Origin of the sequence: Schaalia turicensis ACS-279-V-Col4, from assembly GCF_000296505.1 — a bacterium.
Taxonomy (GTDB): domain Bacteria; phylum Actinomycetota; class Actinomycetes; order Actinomycetales; family Actinomycetaceae; genus Pauljensenia; species Pauljensenia turicensis_A.
Genome location: NZ_JH815208.1, coordinates 51,157 through 67,950 on the forward strand (window position 1 = coordinate 51,157; position 16,794 = coordinate 67,950).

15 protein-coding genes are annotated in these 16,794 nt (G+C 56.0%); 1 reads left to right on the forward strand and 14 read right to left on the reverse strand.

Annotation, left to right across the window (positions count from 1 at the left end; genetic code table 11):
* The 3 genes from HMPREF9241_RS09335 to HMPREF9241_RS00240 form a co-directional block, all read right to left on the reverse strand.
* Positions 1 to 1,144 (reverse strand): PspC-like choline-binding domain-containing protein (locus HMPREF9241_RS09335; protein WP_006680251.1); only part of this gene is annotated, 1,144 nt, incomplete at its 3' end.
* Positions 1,145 to 1,357: 213 nt separating this feature from the next.
* On the reverse strand, positions 1,358 to 2,641 hold the full coding sequence (locus HMPREF9241_RS00235; RefSeq protein ID WP_006680252.1) for a hypothetical protein: 1,284 nt from the start codon (positions 2,639 to 2,641) through the stop codon (positions 1,358 to 1,360).
* Between the two features lie 171 nt (positions 2,642 to 2,812).
* Entirely contained in the window at positions 2,813 to 3,598 is a 786-nt protein-coding gene (locus HMPREF9241_RS00240; protein ID WP_006680253.1) for an SDR family NAD(P)-dependent oxidoreductase, read from the reverse strand.
* Between the two features lie 177 nt (positions 3,599 to 3,775).
* On the opposite strand from HMPREF9241_RS00240, the gene HMPREF9241_RS00245 reads away from it, so the two are divergent.
* Positions 3,776 to 4,573 carry an exodeoxyribonuclease III gene (locus HMPREF9241_RS00245; RefSeq protein ID WP_006680254.1) on the forward strand — a complete coding sequence of 266 codons (798 nt, stop codon included), beginning with the start codon at positions 3,776 to 3,778 and terminating at the stop codon, positions 4,571 to 4,573.
* A 35-nt stretch (positions 4,574 to 4,608) separates the two neighbouring features.
* Here the strand turns inward: HMPREF9241_RS00245 and HMPREF9241_RS00250 are convergent, their stop codons facing one another.
* From HMPREF9241_RS00250 to HMPREF9241_RS00300, 11 genes are all read right to left on the reverse strand, one after another.
* On the reverse strand, positions 4,609 to 5,421 hold the full coding sequence (locus HMPREF9241_RS00250) for a serine hydrolase domain-containing protein (RefSeq protein WP_006680255.1): 813 nt from the start codon (positions 5,419 to 5,421) through the stop codon (positions 4,609 to 4,611).
* 166 nt (positions 5,422 to 5,587) lie between these two features.
* Positions 5,588 to 8,224, reverse strand: a complete 2,637-nt coding sequence (clpB, locus tag HMPREF9241_RS00255) for an ATP-dependent chaperone ClpB (RefSeq protein ID WP_006680256.1) — start codon at positions 8,222 to 8,224, stop codon at positions 5,588 to 5,590.
* A gap of 249 nt (positions 8,225 to 8,473) precedes the next feature.
* Positions 8,474 to 9,463, reverse strand: a complete 990-nt coding sequence (locus HMPREF9241_RS00260) for a DUF5692 family protein (RefSeq protein WP_006680257.1) — start codon at positions 9,461 to 9,463, stop codon at positions 8,474 to 8,476.
* A gap of 203 nt (positions 9,464 to 9,666) precedes the next feature.
* The gene (locus tag HMPREF9241_RS00265) at positions 9,667 to 10,290 is read right to left on the reverse strand and encodes a TetR/AcrR family transcriptional regulator (RefSeq protein WP_006680258.1); all 624 of its coding nucleotides are present in this window, start codon (positions 10,288 to 10,290) and stop codon (positions 9,667 to 9,669) included.
* 77 nt (positions 10,291 to 10,367) lie between these two features.
* Positions 10,368 to 11,048: a YbjN domain-containing protein gene (locus HMPREF9241_RS08670; RefSeq protein ID WP_006680259.1), complete on the reverse strand. Its 681-nt coding sequence runs from the start codon at positions 11,046 to 11,048 to the stop codon at positions 10,368 to 10,370.
* A complete protein-coding gene (locus tag HMPREF9241_RS00275) occupies positions 11,045 to 11,497 on the reverse strand; it encodes a type III secretion system chaperone family protein (protein ID WP_103632488.1) in 453 nt (150 codons plus the stop codon). Before HMPREF9241_RS00275 ends, HMPREF9241_RS08670 begins: the two co-directional genes overlap by 4 nt.
* A gap of 520 nt (positions 11,498 to 12,017) precedes the next feature.
* Positions 12,018 to 12,908, reverse strand: a complete 891-nt coding sequence (locus HMPREF9241_RS00280) for a hypothetical protein (RefSeq protein WP_006680261.1) — start codon at positions 12,906 to 12,908, stop codon at positions 12,018 to 12,020.
* Positions 12,909 to 13,028: 120 nt separating this feature from the next.
* Positions 13,029 to 13,766: a type 1 glutamine amidotransferase gene (locus HMPREF9241_RS00285; protein ID WP_006680262.1), complete on the reverse strand. Its 738-nt coding sequence runs from the start codon at positions 13,764 to 13,766 to the stop codon at positions 13,029 to 13,031.
* An 11-nt stretch (positions 13,767 to 13,777) separates the two neighbouring features.
* Positions 13,778 to 15,118, reverse strand: a complete 1,341-nt coding sequence (locus HMPREF9241_RS00290; RefSeq protein ID WP_006680263.1) for a Mur ligase family protein — start codon at positions 15,116 to 15,118, stop codon at positions 13,778 to 13,780.
* Positions 15,119 to 15,220: 102 nt separating this feature from the next.
* On the reverse strand, positions 15,221 to 15,769 hold the full coding sequence (locus tag HMPREF9241_RS00295; protein ID WP_006680264.1) for a heat shock protein transcriptional repressor HspR: 549 nt from the start codon (positions 15,767 to 15,769) through the stop codon (positions 15,221 to 15,223).
* 3 nt (positions 15,770 to 15,772) lie between these two features.
* Positions 15,773 to 16,786 (reverse strand): DnaJ C-terminal domain-containing protein, encoded by a 1,014-nt coding sequence (locus HMPREF9241_RS00300; RefSeq protein ID WP_006680265.1) that lies wholly within the window; start codon positions 16,784 to 16,786, stop codon positions 15,773 to 15,775.
* Positions 16,787 to 16,794 lie beyond the last annotated feature (8 nt).

A 16,794-nucleotide genomic window follows, 5' to 3' on the forward strand; every position in this document is an offset into this window, starting at 1 on the left:
AATGCCAGCCATCTGCGCGCTTGTACCATCCGGTCAACATCGCGCCGTTAGATGCGAACTCATAGGAGTTCCCGCCGATAGTTCGCTCGCCTGTCGCCATAATGCCTGTAACGGGATCAAGGTAGTACCACGTACCTCGATCATTCAACCAACCATGAACTTCATCGCCGAGCGTAGTCGCGTAATGCCACCCATCGGACATCTCAACCCAGCCGGTCTTCATCTTGCCATTGGCATCGAAAGTGTAGGTCCTGCCACCAATTGACTTGGAAGCATTTTCAACCATGACGCCATTTGATGGATCGAGATAATACCACACCCCATTCAGACCCAGCCAGCCGAGGTACTCGACGCCGTTGGAATCGGAATAGCGCCAGCCTTCCTTCAGCTTGGTCCAGCCGGTAGACATTGCACCCGAAGCGTTGAACACGTAGGTGGTTCCATTGATCGTTTGGCGTCCGGTCTGCATGATTCCCGTGGACGGATCAAGGTAGTACCACGTACCTCGATCATTCAACCAACCATGAACTTCAACGCCGAACGTAGTCGCGTAATGCCACCCATCGGGCATCTCAACCCAACCGGTCAACATCGCGCCGGAGGCATTGAAGAAGTAGGTTTCGTTTCCCACTTGCTTCTGGCCGGTGACCATCTGTCCCGTTTCAGAATCGAGGTAGTACCACGTACCTCGATCATTCAACCAACCTGTGGTAAGAGCACCAGACGCGGATGCGTAGAACCACGAATCAGAGTTGCGGAACCAGTTACTTGCCATGGTCCCGTTCGCATCGAAGTAGTAGGTGGAGCCGTTAATACGCGCCCACGAGTCTTTCAGGAGCGTCCCATCGGGTTGCTTCCACTGCCAGACGCCGGAGTAGATCCATGAACCTTCAGGGGATTGCAAAGGTTCGTGGGCAGTCGTCTTTTTCGGGGTAGCGACAGGAGCTACGGTTTCAGCTCCTAGAGGTGAAGTACCCTCCTGATTCTGCGGGTTTTCTTGGGGATCGCTCTGGGTTGCGACGGTCAAAGGTGCGCTTTCACCGTTTTCGTCAGCAAACGTGGCGACGTTCGTCGACAGGACAAGCCCAGAGATAACACACGCGCTTGCCAATGTACGCCACGGGACTTGGTGTGAAACTCTCATTGTTCCCCTTGTATTGCAATTCCGTAGATGGCACCAAGATCAGCCACATTGGATTACTAGTAAATACTACTCAGGAATCACCTTATCGAATGGCGCACGTTACTGTACAGCAGCGAATCACGACGAAATGAGCACGTCGACTTCCGGACTATCCAGCACATCGAACAATTTCACGTTCGGGGTTGCGCGGATTTTACGAGGACGACCAGACGTTCAGGAACGCCATACTCCAGAAGCGTCGAAGGAGTAGGTTTTTCCACCAATATTCTTCGAGGTGTTTGCGACCATGATGCCCGTTGAGGGATCCATGTAGTACCAGTAGCCGTTCACGATTGCCCAGCCAACAGCCTCGGCACCACTGGTTGAGGAGTAGTGCCAACCATCGCTCAGACGTGCCCAGCCGGTAGACATTGCACCCGAAGCGTTGAACACGTAGGTGGTTTCATTGATCGTGTGGCGTCCGGTCTTCATGATTCCCGTGGACGGATCAAGGTAGTACCACGTTCCTCGATCATTCAACCAGCCGTAGGTTTCGTACCCGGATGCGTTGAGGTAACGCCAACCGTCAGAGTTTGATACCCAGCCGGTCTTCATCTTGCCATTGGCGTCGAAAGTGTAGGTCCTGCCACCAATTGTCTTGGAAGCATTTTCGACCATGACGCCATTTGATGGATCGAGGTAATACCACGCCCCATTCAGACCCAGCCAGCCGAGGTACTCGACGCCGTTGGAATCGGAATAGCGCCAGCCTTCCTTCAACTTGGTCCAGCCGGTAGACATTGCACCCGAAGAGTTGAACACGTAGGTGGTTCCATTGATCGCGCGTCGGCCGGTCTGCATGATTCCCGTGGACGGATCAAGGTAGTACCAGGTGCCGTTCAGCTTGAGCCAGCCGAAGACGCGGTCACCTAATGCGTCGATGTAGCGCCAACCTTGCGACATGGAGACCCAGCCGGTCTTCATCTTGCCGTCAATGTCGAAGAGGTATAGCTTTCCGTTGATGATCTTCTCCGTGTCTGCGATCATCTTGCCGGTCGTCGGATCAAGGTAGTACCAGGTTTCGCCGAGCTTGAGCCAGCCGGCGGTGTGTAGGGCTCCCGCATAGCCTCCTGAAGGCTGGAAATAGTACCAAGTGCCATCCTCTTTGTACCAACCGGTATTCATCCAGCCTGTTGATTCAAAGTGATAGATGTGCCCATTGATTTTTGCCCAGGTTGACGCAATCTGGAGACCCGTGCCATTGGCAGCCCAACGCCAATCGCCACCAATGTTCTGCCAGTTTCCTCCGGACGGGGCGTAGGGAGTGGTGGAGGTTGTCACCGTTGAAGGGGAGAAAGGATTTACGCCCGACTGCAGGTCCATCTGAGCTGCTTGCGGAATACTTACCCCTGTTGCACTCTGCGCGGAGTCGGCGCTTGTCGCTTTTACTCCGGGAATGATGAGCGCGGCAGCTACGAGGCCAAGCAGAGCCGTTCGCTTCGTCATACGCAGTTTCATTGGCGAGTTCTTCCTTCAATCGACTGATCGTTGATGGGAGTCAACAGACACACGTCGAGCAGACATGTCATTACAGAGTATCGGTGAACAAAATGAGGGAGCAAGAGCTAAACCACATTATTATCACCAATCACATTAGTAACAGTAGCCCCATTAAGTGCTGGTATGCACTCACATATGCGGAACAGCCCGCATCACACGACGCGTCAAAGAACGCGGAGCAAACTTCATCAACGCCATCCCGACCTTCGCAGGAACAGTCGGCGTGACCAACACTTTCCCGCGACGCACCGCGTCAAGGCCAGCAGTCACAACTTCCTCAGGGGTCGCCAAGAACGCACCCGGCATCTCTTCCATATCGACACCAGCCTTTGTAAAGAATTCAGTACGAACCGGCCCCGGCATAACAGCGGTAGCAGTCACTCCCGAGCCTCGTAATTCCTCCGACAGGCCCTCGGTGAACGCAACGACCCACGCTTTATGCGCGGAGTAGGTGCCCGCCCCTGTTCGCGACGCTACCGACGCCGTGTTGATGATGGCACCTCGGTGACGCACGCGCATCGACCGAGCTGCATGATGCGACAACACCATCACCGCACGAACCATGACATCCAAGCCATAGAGCTCAGCATCAAGGTCGTTGTCAGGGAAGGACGTACCTAGCCCGAATCCGGCATTATTCACCAGCAGATCGATGGGCTTCAGAGCCGAAGCGCCCACTTCAGCACCACCCACATCCAGACGCTCAGCGACGCGAGCCAGCTGGTCAGGATTCGCCAAGTCAGCGACGATCACCTCTGCGTTAATCCCCGCGTAGGCGTGAAGTCGCTCCGCAAGCTGATGCAATGTCGCTTCACTCCGTGCCACCAGGACCAGGTCATGGCCACCTGCAGCCAGTTGCCAACAAAACTCTTCGCCAATGCCCGACGTCGCGCCGGTAACAAGTGCAGTTCCCATGAGATAAGCCTACGAGGCAAAACACGCCAGCGTCAGGGACCTTCACCCTCAACTACCGCAGGAGCGAAAGAGACTGACAAACAGGTCTTTGGCGAACAAGCGCGGACTCAATCCGTGAACAAGCGAAGTCAAACCCCGAACAAGCAAGGTCGGAGCCTGCCGGCTAGGGTTTATCCCATGAGATTTGCTACCTGGAACGTCAACTCCATCCGCACCCGCGTCGATCGCGTCATCGCTTTCCTTGAACGCTCGAGCACAGACGTACTGGCGATGCAGGAAATTAAGTGCAAACCCGACCAGTTCCCCGTCGACCAGTTCACCGAAGCGGGGTACGAGGTTCGGATTCACGGCCTGAATCAGTGGAATGGTGTTGCGGTAGCCTCGCGCCTACCGATTCTTAAGGTCGAGGATCATTTCGCGGGCCAACCCGCATTTGGGAATCCTCCGGTTGTGGAGGCTCGCGCACTCGGCGTTACTGTCGAATCGCCCGATAGCTCACCATTCACGATCTGGAGCCTGTATATCCCGAACGGTCGTGAGCTGACCGACCCTCATTACGTCTACAAGCTCGAGTGGCTACGCGTCTTGAAGGAAAACGGTGTGAAGTGGCTGTCTGAGGACCCGAAGGCGCAGATCGCCATGGTCGGTGACTGGAATGTCGCCCCCTTTGATGAGGACGTGTGGGACATGACCGCATTTGCCGACGCCACCCACGTCTCACAGCCCGAGCGCGACGCATTCTTTGCTTTCGCCGATGATGGGTGGGACGAAATCACCCGCGACCGCGTCACCAACTACACCTACTGGGATTACCAGAAGCTACGCTTCCCGAAGAATGAGGGCATGCGCATTGACTTTGTGTACGCCTCCCCCGCGTTGGCGTCGCGTGTGGTTGAGGCTCAGATCGATCGGGATGAGCGTAAGGGCAAGGGCGCGTCGGATCATGTGCCAGTCATCATCGACATTGCCGACTGACCACTTGGGATCAGAACCGCCTTCGCGCCTGACAGTTAGGCATTCACGAGGCCCTGCAATTGGGCGTTGAGCTGCGACCATTGTTCCTTATGCCAGGGGCCGAATTCTTGTGAACCAAGGAACGCTGCGGTCGCGTCGTGTTCACGGTCAACCCAGAGGAACGAGCCTGAGACTCCGAAGTGGCCGAATGTTGTGGCCGGGGCATCTGGGGCGGTCCAGTGCGGGTTCTTCGTTCCCCGGATTTCAAGGCCGAGTCCCCACGGGCACGGGTTATGCCGACCGTATCCGGGGACAACGCCCGCGAGGTTGGGGAACTGCGGGGTTACCGCTTCAGTCGATAGCGCATCGCTGATCAAAGTTGGATGCAGGAGCTCCTGGCCGAGGATCAGCAGGTCATCAATACTTGCTCGCCCAGAGCGCGCGACTGAACCGGGAACGTCCGCCGTTGTCATGCCCAGAGGCTCAATCACGGATTCTTCAATCCATCGACCGATGTCTGTTCCCGTTGCTTCGGCAACCGCATCACCAAGGATCTCGAAACCAGCGTTGGAGTAAACACGTCGTTTTTCGACGCCGAACTGTGCATCGCGAGATTCTGCGGGCAAGCCCGAGGCGTGAGCCAGAAGGTGGCGAATCGTGGACCCTTCGGGACCAGCCGGATCGCCCAAACTGATAAAGCCTCGCTGGACTGCAACCAACGTTGACCATGCCATCAGAAGCTTCGTGACAGACGCCAGCGGATAGACGGTCGACGTGTCACCAACCTTGACCAGGGTCTGTCCCCCAGCATTCAACGCATACGCATGAGCAAAAGGAATATCCATCAGTTCGCTCGTGATCACTGCCATGCGTGTCCCCTTCTGCGTTGTGACGCTCGCTCGATTGTTCGGGCCGTGCTGTTATCGGTGTGCCCCCCTATTCTAAACGCGCCCTTATCGGCCACGAGTTCTGGTGACAAGTGCACGTGTGGGGCGCGCGTTGAAAACCCGCGCCCCACACGGCCTCGTGAATCAATCAGCAGGAGAAGATGTCCGGCTCTTCACCTTCTGCGACTACCTGCATCGACAGAGTCTCCAAGTCTTCGGAAACATCGACGCGAACGGTCGAACCATCGCCAACCTCGCCGGCTAGAAGCATCTTCGCCAGCTTGTCACCGATTTCCTTCTGGATCAGGCGACGTAGCGGACGAGCACCGTAAGCCGGGTCGTAGCCAATCCGGGTCAGCAGACCGCGGGCAGGCTCGGACACATCGAGCGTGATGCGACGGCTCTCAAGACGCTTCGCGAGCTGGCCGACCATCAGGTCAACAATGCCAGCCAAGTCATCCGCCGACAGCGGGTCGAACATGACCGTCTCATCCAGACGGTTTAAGAACTCCGGCTTGAATGCATGACGCACCGTCTCCATCACCGCATCAGTCTTCATCTCTTGCGTCAAAGACTGATCGGATAGGAACTGCGAGCCAAGGTTCGATGTCAAAATCAAGATCGTATTCCTGAAATCAACCGTGCGGCCCTGACCGTCAGTCAAGCGACCATCGTCGAGAACCTGAAGCAGAATGTCGAAGATTTCCGGATCAGCCTTTTCGACCTCATCCAAAAGGATCACCGAATACGGACGACGGCGAACAGCTTCGGTCAGCTGACCACCCTGCTCGTATCCAACGTATCCCGGAGGGGCACCGACGAGGCGCGCGACCGAATGCTTCTCGGAGTACTCCGACATGTCGATGCGAATCATCGCTCGCTCATCATCGAAGAGGAACTCCGCCAGCGACTTCGCCAGCTCCGTCTTACCGACACCCGTCGGACCGAGGAACAGGAACGAACCGGTCGGACGATTCGGATCCGCAATCCCCGCACGGGAACGCCGAACCGCATCGGACACCGCCGCGACGGCCATCTTCTGACCAATCAGTCGATGCCCGATCGCATCTTCCATGGTCAGAAGCTTCTCGGTTTCCGTCTGTAGGAGCTTACCGGTCGGGATACCCGTCCAGGACTCCACGACTTCCGCAATCTCAGCCGGCCCAACCTTCTCTGCGATCATCGGCTCGCCGGCTGCTTCATCTTCCGCTTCAGCGTTCGCCTCGGCTTCGCCAATCTGGCGTTCGACCGCGGGGATTTCACCGTTCTGAAGCCTTCCGGCTTCTTCCCAACGATTCTCACGGATAGCAAGTTCCAACTGAGTACGCAGTTCATCCAGCTGAACGCGCAGATCACCGACCTTGTTATGCCCGGCCTTCTCTGCCTCCCAGCGTCCAGTTAATGCAGTCAGCTCTTCCTGCTTATCAGCGAGGTCCGCACGAAGCTTCTCTAGGCGAATCTGGGTCGCTTCATCCGTCTTATCCGAATCAGATTCGGTCAGATAGGATTCTTCCATTCGCAGACGATCCACCTGGCGACGCAACTCATCGATCTCGATCGGGGAAGAATCAAGTTCCATCCGCAGACGAGACGCAGCCTCATCAATCAAGTCGATCGCCTTATCCGGCAGTTGACGCCCCGTGATGTAGCGATCCGACAAGGTTGCCGCCGCAACGAGCGCACCATCGGAGATTGTCACCTTATGGTGGGCCTCGTACTTCGGCGCAATACCGCGCAAGATCGCAACCGTATCCTCAACGGACGGTTCGCCGACGAAAACCTGCTGGAAACGACGTTCCAGAGCCGGGTCCTTTTCAATGTTCTCGCGATACTCGTCCAGCGTGGTCGCGCCAACCATGCGCAGTTCGCCACGCGCAAGCATCGGCTTGAGCATATTGCCAGCATCCATCGCACCTTCAGACCCACCACCGGCACCGACGACCGTGTGAAGCTCGTCGATAAAGGTGATGACCTGCCCGTCAGAGCGCTGGATTTCTTCGAGGACAGCCTTCAGACGCTCCTCAAATTCACCGCGGTATTTCGCGCCTGCCACCATCAATGCCAGGTCGAGAGCAATAAGCGTCTTATCCTTCAGGGATGCCGGAACATCGCCCGCGACAATACGCTGAGCCAACCCTTCGACAACCGCAGTCTTACCCACACCGGGCTCACCGATGAGGACAGGGTTGTTCTTCGTACGACGCGACAGTACCTGCACAACGCGACGAATCTCCGCGTCACGACCGATCACCGGGTCGAGCTTGCCTTCGCGAGCAACCTCGGTCAGGTCTCGCCCGTACTTCTTGAGAGCTTCGAAGCTCCCCTCCGGGTCAGGTGATGTAATCGGATTCGGACGGAGCGTCTTCAGAGCTTCCTCCAAAGCGGTGGGCGGTGCCGCGTTGTGAGAAAGAATGGTGCCGGCCTCACTCTTTGACGCGGCAAGCGCAATCATCAGGTGTTCAGTCGACACATAAGCGTCGCCAGCCTTTTCTGCACGCTTCTGAGCGTCGTTGATGACTCCCATCAGAGCCTGGTCTGCCTGAGCGTTTTGGGCGGTCGAGCCTTGAATACTTGGCAATGCGAGCAGAGCGTTACGCGCTCTCGCGCCGATCGTCTTACGGTCGGCACCGACAGCATCGAGAAGCGCCGTCGCAATTCCTTCGTTCTGAGTCAGCAGAGCATTCAAAAGATGCAGGGGCGTAACTCCCGGGTTGCCAGCTGCCCTGGCTGACTCGAGCGCAGAGCCAATAGCTTCCTGCGCTTTCGTCGTGAATTCGTTGGTCATATTTCCTCCAGTGACGCATTGCGTCGAGATATGGGCACGTGGCGATCCCACGTGCGTCTGCATATATCAACGCTCCAAAGTTGAGTCTATTCCACTCAACTTTATTTTTCTCGCCGAAAACTCAACTTCCACCCCTTCCGCTTCCCCATTCACGAGGCCAGCTACTCACCCTTAGCTGACAAAGGTGATCTGACAAGCGAAAACCCCGCCCGACACATGCCGGGCGGGGCCTCGTCCATACAAACTGGATCAGGCGGTAGCCACATCCTCACGGCGCGCCATTGCAGCCTCGAAATCCTTCGTCCCCACGAAGATTTCATTCGTGTACGGGTTACGGCCAAGCTTGCGCGAACGGTAGATCACGTAGCCGAGAGCCAGAATGTTGGCAGCCAGAGCGAGAATCGAAACAAACAGGTTTACATTCGGATTATTCACGGACTGAACCGAGAAATTCGAGTAGTCCTGGAACGCGGGAACAACCTGCGCGAACATACACCAGAGAGCCAACGTATTTGCACGATTCTGGATCCAACCACCCTTATTCCAGAAGGCGTTGGCAACCGTCGGTGCAAGAAGCAGGGCAACACCGCAGTACCAGGCGTGAGTCGGCAAACAGTTGTAGGTGTAGCAGAAGTTCCAGAGGTCGTAGGCGACAATGAACACCCACGTCATGTCTGGCCAGAGCATGTCCTGCTTCTTTCGAGAAGCGTAGATACCAAACCAGCCGGTCATCAGGAAGATATTGATCAGACCCGCGATGCCATTGAAGACATTGTGCCAACCGCCCATCAGCGTGACCCCTTCGGAGGAAACCCAGGTCGTGCCGAATGCGCGGAACGCCGACTCAAAATCAGAGACAACGGCAATCAGAATGTTGATCGCAACAATAACGAACGGGAAGCACTTGAATGCATGTGAACGACCGATTTTTCCCCAGCCATACTTCAGCATCATGAAGCCAATACAGCCAGCAGTTGCCGCATAGAGCTTCGCATAGTGGAACCAGCTATTCATGTGCACGTAGGTCGGGTTATTGAGCGCCCACTCGGCACCCTGTCCAGCACCTACGTAGATCGCAATGAAATAGACCGTCAAAATAGCCGGCAGTACAAGGAAACAGAAGATGCCTCCCGCCTTTGTACGACGCGCGATCTCATTCGCTCCGATGAGCGCAGCGAAAACTAGCACCCATCCAATCCACTGATATGCGGCATGTTCGCCGTAGACCTCGAACAACATTGTTCTTGCCTTCCTTGCACTCACAGGACGCTGAGTCGTGACACGGACTCAAGAAATGAAGGTCCACCCTTCGGGGTCAAGATCCAGATTCAAAGCGCGCGCCACTACAGATATGAACTGACTCACACAGTCTAGGGCCAACATTTACACCCTGTCAATCACTGTTTGAGCTCCGCGCATTCCCTCAATGAAGAAATCCTTCATCAATCGAGTTGAACGAGATCGTCAATCTGGAGGGTGTGGGCGACGATTCGTTTAACCGCCGCTTCGCTGATATCCGGGCGCGTTCTCATCAGGGAGATCAGACCGACGATAAGCATGTAGAAGGTCTCGTAAAGGTCACCAATTTTGATCTCATGGTGTCGGCGGAAATCTTCTACGGTGTTATCCACAATGAAGTGCGCGATACGGTCGGCCGCGCGGTCAATGAACTGCAGATACAGTTGCCCGTTCCCAGTCCCCGCCAAGCTCATGCTGAATGGACTGTCTTGATCGATGATCGAACACATAAGATGCACTGCGTCATCAAGAGCTTTATCAACGTTTCCGAGTTCTCGCCCCTCGTTCCACTGACGAACCTGAGCGAGAAAGTCATCAATCACACTGTCGAGGACCGCCGAGGCGGCTTCATCTTTGGTCGCAAAGTAGTGGTAGAACAGGGAGCGCGTGAGGTTCGCTCGCTTCGAGATTGAAGAAACCGTCATCGCTGTAGCCCCACGCTCAACAATCTCAGCTCGGACAGCGTCGAGGATGTGAGAACGCGTCGTTTCACCGCGCTCATTCAGCAGGGGATAAGCTGTAGCCCGCGATGTGAGCGGAGTGTCCATCACATCCCCCCTTTAATAAATGACTGTGTCTGCCACATGATCGGCAGAGTTCCTACGCTAGTGTCGCGAACAGCGCACTATTCGCTGTAGTCGCCGTTCATGTCAGATTCCGATGGAGCTGGGCCAAATTTCTGATCTACTTCCTCAAAGAAGGCGGAAATTGTGCCGATTCCGCATTTGCACTGAGTAACAAGCTGCGCGTCAGAAAGCCCCCACTCACAGTCCAAGTTCACTTCTGCCAGAATTCGAATCTCTCCGTTCTTTTCAGTAAACGAAGCCATCGGCCACAGGTGAGTCGCATGCCAATCTTCAATCAGTAGCTCGACTTCTGACCTCAGCTGAGCATCAACGGGGGTGCTTCGAAAGGCAATAATTGTGAAGATTTCATTCTTCTTGCCGGTGATCCGGAACACGTACTGATTCGAATCGAAACCTGTCACAAAGTCACCCTCGTCGTCGATCTCCCAATTCCAACCCTGTGAGTCAAAAAAGAACCCGACACGTTCAAGGGTGACTGGACGAGTCAGATCCAGCTGATCGGGCTGGTCCGAACGATCCTGCACATCATCTGCCGAAGAAGCTCCCCTACCTTGGTCTTCCCCGTTGTCATCTTCACTGGGAACCTGAAGGGACTGGAGTTCTTGCAGGTCTGCGTCTACATCTAGGACGAGGCCGTCTTTGGCAGAAGCATCCTTTTGCACTTCATCTGCTACTTGGGCATTCAAGATCTTCCTAATTCGATCAAAGATTCCGCTCATAACGACAGCTCCTCGTTCAGTGCTTCAAAGAATTGCATCCCCGTGCCAAGCGCACAATCGATCTGCTGGTAGAGCTGTTCGTCCGTTGCTCCAGACTCCCAGTCAACAGTGTTCTCTACTCGAATATTGACGACTCCCTGATCGTTAAGGGTCGAGCAGACTTTCGGCCAGAGGTGCTTCCTATGCCAGTCAGCAATAAAAGCACGTGCCTCTGGTAGACGGTCCGGATTGATGGGGTTACCCCAGCCACCCAGGATATGGAGAATCTCTTGCTTCGTTCCAGTCAACAAAAAATAAAAGGTGTAGCCATTCCAGCGACCACCCAAATCGCCTTCATTATCAACGAACCACGTCCAGCTACGTTGATTGAAAAGATCCTTCAGGCGGTCTTGAGTTACCGGGGTAGGAATCTTCAATCGATCTGCGCTGTTTGACTCGATGTAACCCATGCTTTCCTTCCCCTTTTTAACGAAATTACCGTTTATCTCTACCAATAACGCTAAGAAACGCATTGTTTCACGATGTCGATACCTGCGCTGAACCGTTCTCCATTCAGGGATGAGCAGTCATCCCAGGCAATCACGTGCCATGGCATCGTTGCCGACCCACCATTGTTCCCAGTCTAGAAGAGACCATGTAGAAATCATTTTGCATTTAGCGTCAATCTGGTGTGTACATGGTCCATGTCAGAATCTTGATATGAATGCTGGCGTCTTCTTCATTTAAAGCCCAAACAGCGCCATGCACCCTCGTGGGCATCCCTCTTCCAAACGCTCGGCGACTGACAGTCCCGGAAAAGAAACACGAACGCCCTCGCAGTTTTTCAGTGAAGAGGATCTTCCCTGTCACTCTGGAAGAAGCGAACCAAGAAGAACCTCGTCGACGCCGAGGAAAACACCCAGGGTGGACGTGAGGGCGAGGCGGTATCACTACCAGCCTCGCCCTCACGCGAAAGAAACTGTCAGGACATCACTGCCACTGATACGGCGAACCTATCTGAGTGGCGCGGATTTGCGAACGCTTACGATTCGTCACCACCAGCCAGATGATGCCGGCAATCAGTAGGATCAGACCAAGAATTCCGATTCCCGTCGCCCAAGCAACTCCCGACATTCCAGCCCCCACCAAATCGTCGGCGGTAACACCAGAAATTGCCATCAATCTAGTGGTTTCACCCTCACATTCAACGACGTAATTTCCGGGCGCCAGACCATCAATGTAGAAAGTGTCCGTCGCACTCGTCGTCATCTTATATTCGGTGTCCGTTTCAACCGAGGTGACCTTACACGAGTAGAGGGTGCCCGCGTAAGCCGAAGGATCCGAACGTGAGGCCGTCACCATCAGCGATCCGCCGTCACCGATGGTGATTGTGTCGCCAGAGCGGATCTCATTCGTTCCAGCAATAACACCGTCAAGATCGAGACCAGCCAGAGCGCCCACCAACAGGGAAATCGGGGCAACGATAAACATCATCAGCAAGCCAACGACCATCATGATGATCGAACCGGCACGGCTAGGAAGCTTCTGAGGCACACCCGGCATCGGCATTCCAGCAACGTTGGGGCCACCAGCCTGTTGGCCGCCATAGGGCTGTCCCATCGGCTGATTCATCGGCTGACCCGGGTACTGAGGTGCATCAGAATTCCACTGCGCTTGCGCACCCTGCGGGTAGCCCGCGCCACCATCATTGAACGTCCCACCCGCGTAAGAACCGTAGGTTGGATTCGATGAACCGGAGACCTCGCCGTACTGAGGCCACGGTGTTTGGGATGAAGCCTGAGGGGCTTGTCCGTTGAAACCGGTCGCGAAACCACCATTCGGCTGGCTACCAGTCGGATCGGTGTTCATTTCAGGGGTCATCAATCCTCCAGATCGATAGTCAATTCTTATCCATCGTATCGGTGAAGAAGCGCCCTGTCTTTGGGGAGCAACCCCGATCAAACCCTGATTTTCCGTAGACAACAGCGCAAAGCACGCTGATCAGCGGCACGCAAAATCCAAACGTTCAGCGCGCAGAGCTTCGACGCCTGGAACATCAAGTGGCGCCAGTTCAAGCCCTGTAGCGCGAGTAAGAAGCAAGTCGGCAAGCTCAGGATTTCGAGCTAAAACGGGTCCATGCATATAGGTAGCAATAACGGATCCTTGAACGACACCATCGTAGGCAATAGGCTCCGGTGTCATCCCTTCGGGAGTTCCGTTGCCAACGCCCGCAATGACGCGACCAAGCGGACGCGCGTTGGGCCCAAGAACCGTCCCACCACCGTGGTTTTCAAAACCGCTCATTGGCTGGGTCAGTCCTTCAAGAAGGGGTTCACAGACAAGCTCGCCAATTGCACGATGCCCCTGCGGATCCGTGGTGACATCAAGAACGCCGAGGCCTTCGACTCGCTCGTCGCGCGCATCGCGATACCAGTGCCCCAAAACCTGCAATGAGGCGCAGATGGCAAGAAGTGGCTTGCCGGCGTCCAAGGCGTGAAGCAAGCCCGAGTCGTCGCGGAATTTCTGAGCCGCCAGTGACTGCGCAGTGTCTTCGCCACCGCCGAGAGTGTAAAGATCCAGTTCTGCTGGGATGTCTTCGTTCAAAGACACTGTCACTAGTTCCGCATCGATACCTCGACGGCGGGCGCGCTCTGCCAGAATCAGAGCATTGCCCGTATCTCCGTAGGTGCCCAGCACGTCGGGAAACAAGACCCCGATTCGCAGGGTTGATTCACTCATCGTCCACCCTCCTATCGTCCAGTTGCTGATTTCTGGCGAGCATCAAGGATTACTTTAAAGTCTCGAAGAGCCGTGTAGTTCAGCAACATTTCAACCTTGCCGGGCTCAAGGAGCTTCAAGGCGTCCATGGGTAGTGGCGCAAGATCGCAGTGAATTCCCGCGTATTCAAGGCGGACGGCCAAGTCGGCGCCTCGTTCACCGCACGCGACAATGCGACGATCGTCGGACGCGGACAACACGGAGAAGTCGACATCCCAGAGCCACGAGAGATCCTGCCCGTCCGGAACCTGGCCGTTGACTGCAATCACGACCTGTTTGACACGCGGGTCAACCATCGTCATCGCTTCTTGCCAGCCTGCCGGATTCTTCGCCAACATGATGCGAGCGCGACGCCCATCAACGTCATGAATGGAATACCGTCCGGCAACCTGACGCACTTGACCGATCGCGTTGGCGGCCACCTGCGGATCAATCCCCAACGCGACCGCGGCCGCTACCGCCTGGGCAGCGTTGCCAAGGTTTGCGCGCCCCGGGAGCTGCAGGTGCAAAGGAACGCGAACGTCGTTTGGTCCGTACAGAATTGCCGAGGGCCCGCTTGCTCCTTCCGGCATCAAATCGATGTTGCCGATTGTCCAGTCTGGCGTGGGACGCTGGCGAAGTTCGGGGAGTTCTTCGCCGAGGAAAGCTTCAATGAGATGCCACGAATCGGAGTCACGAACAACCCTGCCACCGCGCGGATAGGCCACGGAGTCGTCTCCCCATCCGGCGCCCGCGGCAACCCAGACAACGTTTCGCGCTTCGCAGGCTGCCGACACGATCAGCGGATCATCACAGTTCGCAACAACAAGGGAATCAGGGTTTTCTTCAACTGCCTGACGCAGACGGCGTTCAACCGAACCAATTTCACCGACGCGATCCAGCTGATCGCGAGACAGATTGAGGAAGACAAAAACTTTGGGCGAAACGTGCGCTGCAACGGCGGGCACGTGCATCTCATCAACTTCGAGGGCCGCGTGTGGCGCGGTCGGCGTGCTCATCAGCGCGGTGATAATACCCGAGCCCATGTTGTCGCCATTCACGTTCGAGGCAACCTGACCTGCTGTTTCAAGGGCCGCGCGAACGAATCGGTTGGTCGTTGACTTGCCGTTCGTCCCTGACACGATCACGGAGTCCATCGGGACTGCAAGTTCCGACAGAATATTCGGGTAGATACGGCTGGCGACTTCACCGCCGATCATTCCGCCTGATCCTCGTCCCAGAATTCGCGAGGCCGTGCGGGCAAGTGTGCCCGCACCGAGTGCAAGTTGGGCGCGCATCGGCAGTCGGTGCGCCGACGAATCGTGAGAACTCATGGGGTAACCCTAACGCGAGTGTAGAACTATCTGCGCAAATACACTTCGGGGCGAGCGTGACTATTGTCAACGCTCGCCCCGAAGATGCAGAGGTTATGGCGATTAGTCGACGACGGAAATCGTCCCGTCGATCACCCTGACACCCGAAGGTCCTGCTTCGATAACAGCCCGGATTGTGCGTTCCGGGTACGGGCTTGCAGTACGGATTGGACGCCAGATAGAGATTTCCCTCCCTTGCCCATCGCGGGCAGAAGGATTAACCCACGGGCGCTCACCGCGACGCATCGGCGACACCACGCCGTTTGCGGACGCGGCGAAGACTCGATCTTGACGAGCTTCAAGTTCTTCGATCCGCTGGCACAGCGCGACGCGCTCAGCTTCGAGGCTTTCCACTCGGCGTTCAAGTTCAAGGATCCGCTGGATTCCAGCAAGATTGATGCCTTCATCCTGGCTCATCCTCTGTACCTCGCGCAGACGTTGAACGTCGCGTTGCGAGTAGCGACGTCCTCTGCCCTTTGTGCGCGCGGGCGTCACCAAACCGAGGCGATCGTATTGACGAAGAGTCTGCGGGTGCATGCCTGCAAGCTCAGCCGCCACTGAAATAACGAACGTCAGTGCGTCATCAGAATCGGAAGAACGCCGCCTGACCATCGGTCACTCCTTCGCCTTCTCCATCAGGGTGGCTCGCACGTCCTGGTGATCAAAAGAGTCAGCAAGTGCCTTCACGGCATCTTTCTGTTCCTTGGTCAGGTGGTCTGGAACGGCAACCATGATCTCGATCAGCAGGTCACCCGTGTGCTTCGCGGTTTCAACACCGCGTTTGCGCACGCGTAGAACCGCGCCTGATTGAGTTCCAGCAGGCACCTTCACAGTCACGGTATTCCCATCGATCAGTGGAACGTCGATCTTCGTACCCAAGGCCGCTTCGGCGAACGTCACGGGAACTCTCACGCGCAGATTGTCGCCATCCCGGGTGAATACCGGATGGGGCTCAACGTGGATCGTCACCTGAAGGTCGCCGGACTGGCCACCGTTTTCCCCGGGCATTCCTTTGCCACGAAGACGAACCTTCTGACCTTCTTTAATGCCTGCGGGGATACGAACGGTGTTCTTCTTCCCGTCGACTTTCATGGTGAGCGTTGCTCCCTTGAGCGACTCACGGAAAGTGATCGACGTCGACGCGATTCGGTCGGCGCCTTTCCTGGGACGTGGCGGGGTGTGACCAAAGCGGGTACCAGCCCCGTAGTTCGGCTGAGGGCCGCCGGCGTTGAAGCCACCGGCCGCTCCACCGAACATTCCGAAGAGATCCTCGATATTGACTCCCGAACCGGAAGTTGAGAAGTTGAAGCTAGTGCCTTGACCACCGAACATCGACGAGAACGCATCTGTGAAGCCGGCACTACCCGGGCCACCGGCGGAGAAGCGAGCTCCTCCACCCATGGCACGGATCGCGTCGTATTGCTTACGCTGTTCCTCGTCAGACAGCACCGCGTAGGCTTCGCCGATTTCCTTGAACTTGGTTTCCGCCTTTTCATCACCCGGATTCTGGTCGGGGTGATACTGGCGAGCAAGCTTGCGGTAGGCCTTCTTAATCGCTGTTTGGTCGGCATCTTTTGCTACGCCCAGCGTCTTATAGAAGTCTTTTTCAAGCCAATCTTGTCCGCTCACTTTCACTC

What these genes read in the sequence shown, in the direction of transcription:
- HMPREF9241_RS00235 (WP_006680252.1), bottom strand. Translation starts at nt 2,641, where the DNA reads ATGAAACTGCGTATGACGAAGCGAACGGCTCTGCTTGGCCTCGTAGCT.
- HMPREF9241_RS00240 (WP_006680253.1), bottom strand. Translation starts at nt 3,598, where the DNA reads ATGGGAACTGCACTTGTTACCGGCGCGACGTCGGGCATTGGCGAAGAG.
- HMPREF9241_RS00245 (WP_006680254.1), top strand. Translation starts at nt 3,776, where the DNA reads ATGAGATTTGCTACCTGGAACGTCAACTCCATCCGCACCCGCGTCGAT.
- HMPREF9241_RS00250 (WP_006680255.1), bottom strand. Translation starts at nt 5,421, where the DNA reads ATGGCAGTGATCACGAGCGAACTGATGGATATTCCTTTTGCTCATGCG.
- clpB (WP_006680256.1), bottom strand. Translation starts at nt 8,224, where the DNA reads ATGACCAACGAATTCACGACGAAAGCGCAGGAAGCTATTGGCTCTGCG.
- HMPREF9241_RS00260 (WP_006680257.1), bottom strand. Translation starts at nt 9,463, where the DNA reads ATGTTGTTCGAGGTCTACGGCGAACATGCCGCATATCAGTGGATTGGA.
- HMPREF9241_RS00265 (WP_006680258.1), bottom strand. Translation starts at nt 10,290, where the DNA reads ATGGACACTCCGCTCACATCGCGGGCTACAGCTTATCCCCTGCTGAAT.
- HMPREF9241_RS08670 (WP_006680259.1), bottom strand. Translation starts at nt 11,048, where the DNA reads ATGAGCGGAATCTTTGATCGAATTAGGAAGATCTTGAATGCCCAAGTA.
- HMPREF9241_RS00275 (WP_103632488.1), bottom strand. Translation starts at nt 11,497, where the DNA reads ATGGGTTACATCGAGTCAAACAGCGCAGATCGATTGAAGATTCCTACC.
- HMPREF9241_RS00280 (WP_006680261.1), bottom strand. Translation starts at nt 12,908, where the DNA reads ATGACCCCTGAAATGAACACCGATCCGACTGGTAGCCAGCCGAATGGT.
- HMPREF9241_RS00285 (WP_006680262.1), bottom strand. Translation starts at nt 13,766, where the DNA reads ATGAGTGAATCAACCCTGCGAATCGGGGTCTTGTTTCCCGACGTGCTG.
- HMPREF9241_RS00290 (WP_006680263.1), bottom strand. Translation starts at nt 15,118, where the DNA reads ATGAGTTCTCACGATTCGTCGGCGCACCGACTGCCGATGCGCGCCCAA.
- HMPREF9241_RS00295 (WP_006680264.1), bottom strand. Translation starts at nt 15,769, where the DNA reads ATGGTCAGGCGGCGTTCTTCCGATTCTGATGACGCACTGACGTTCGTT.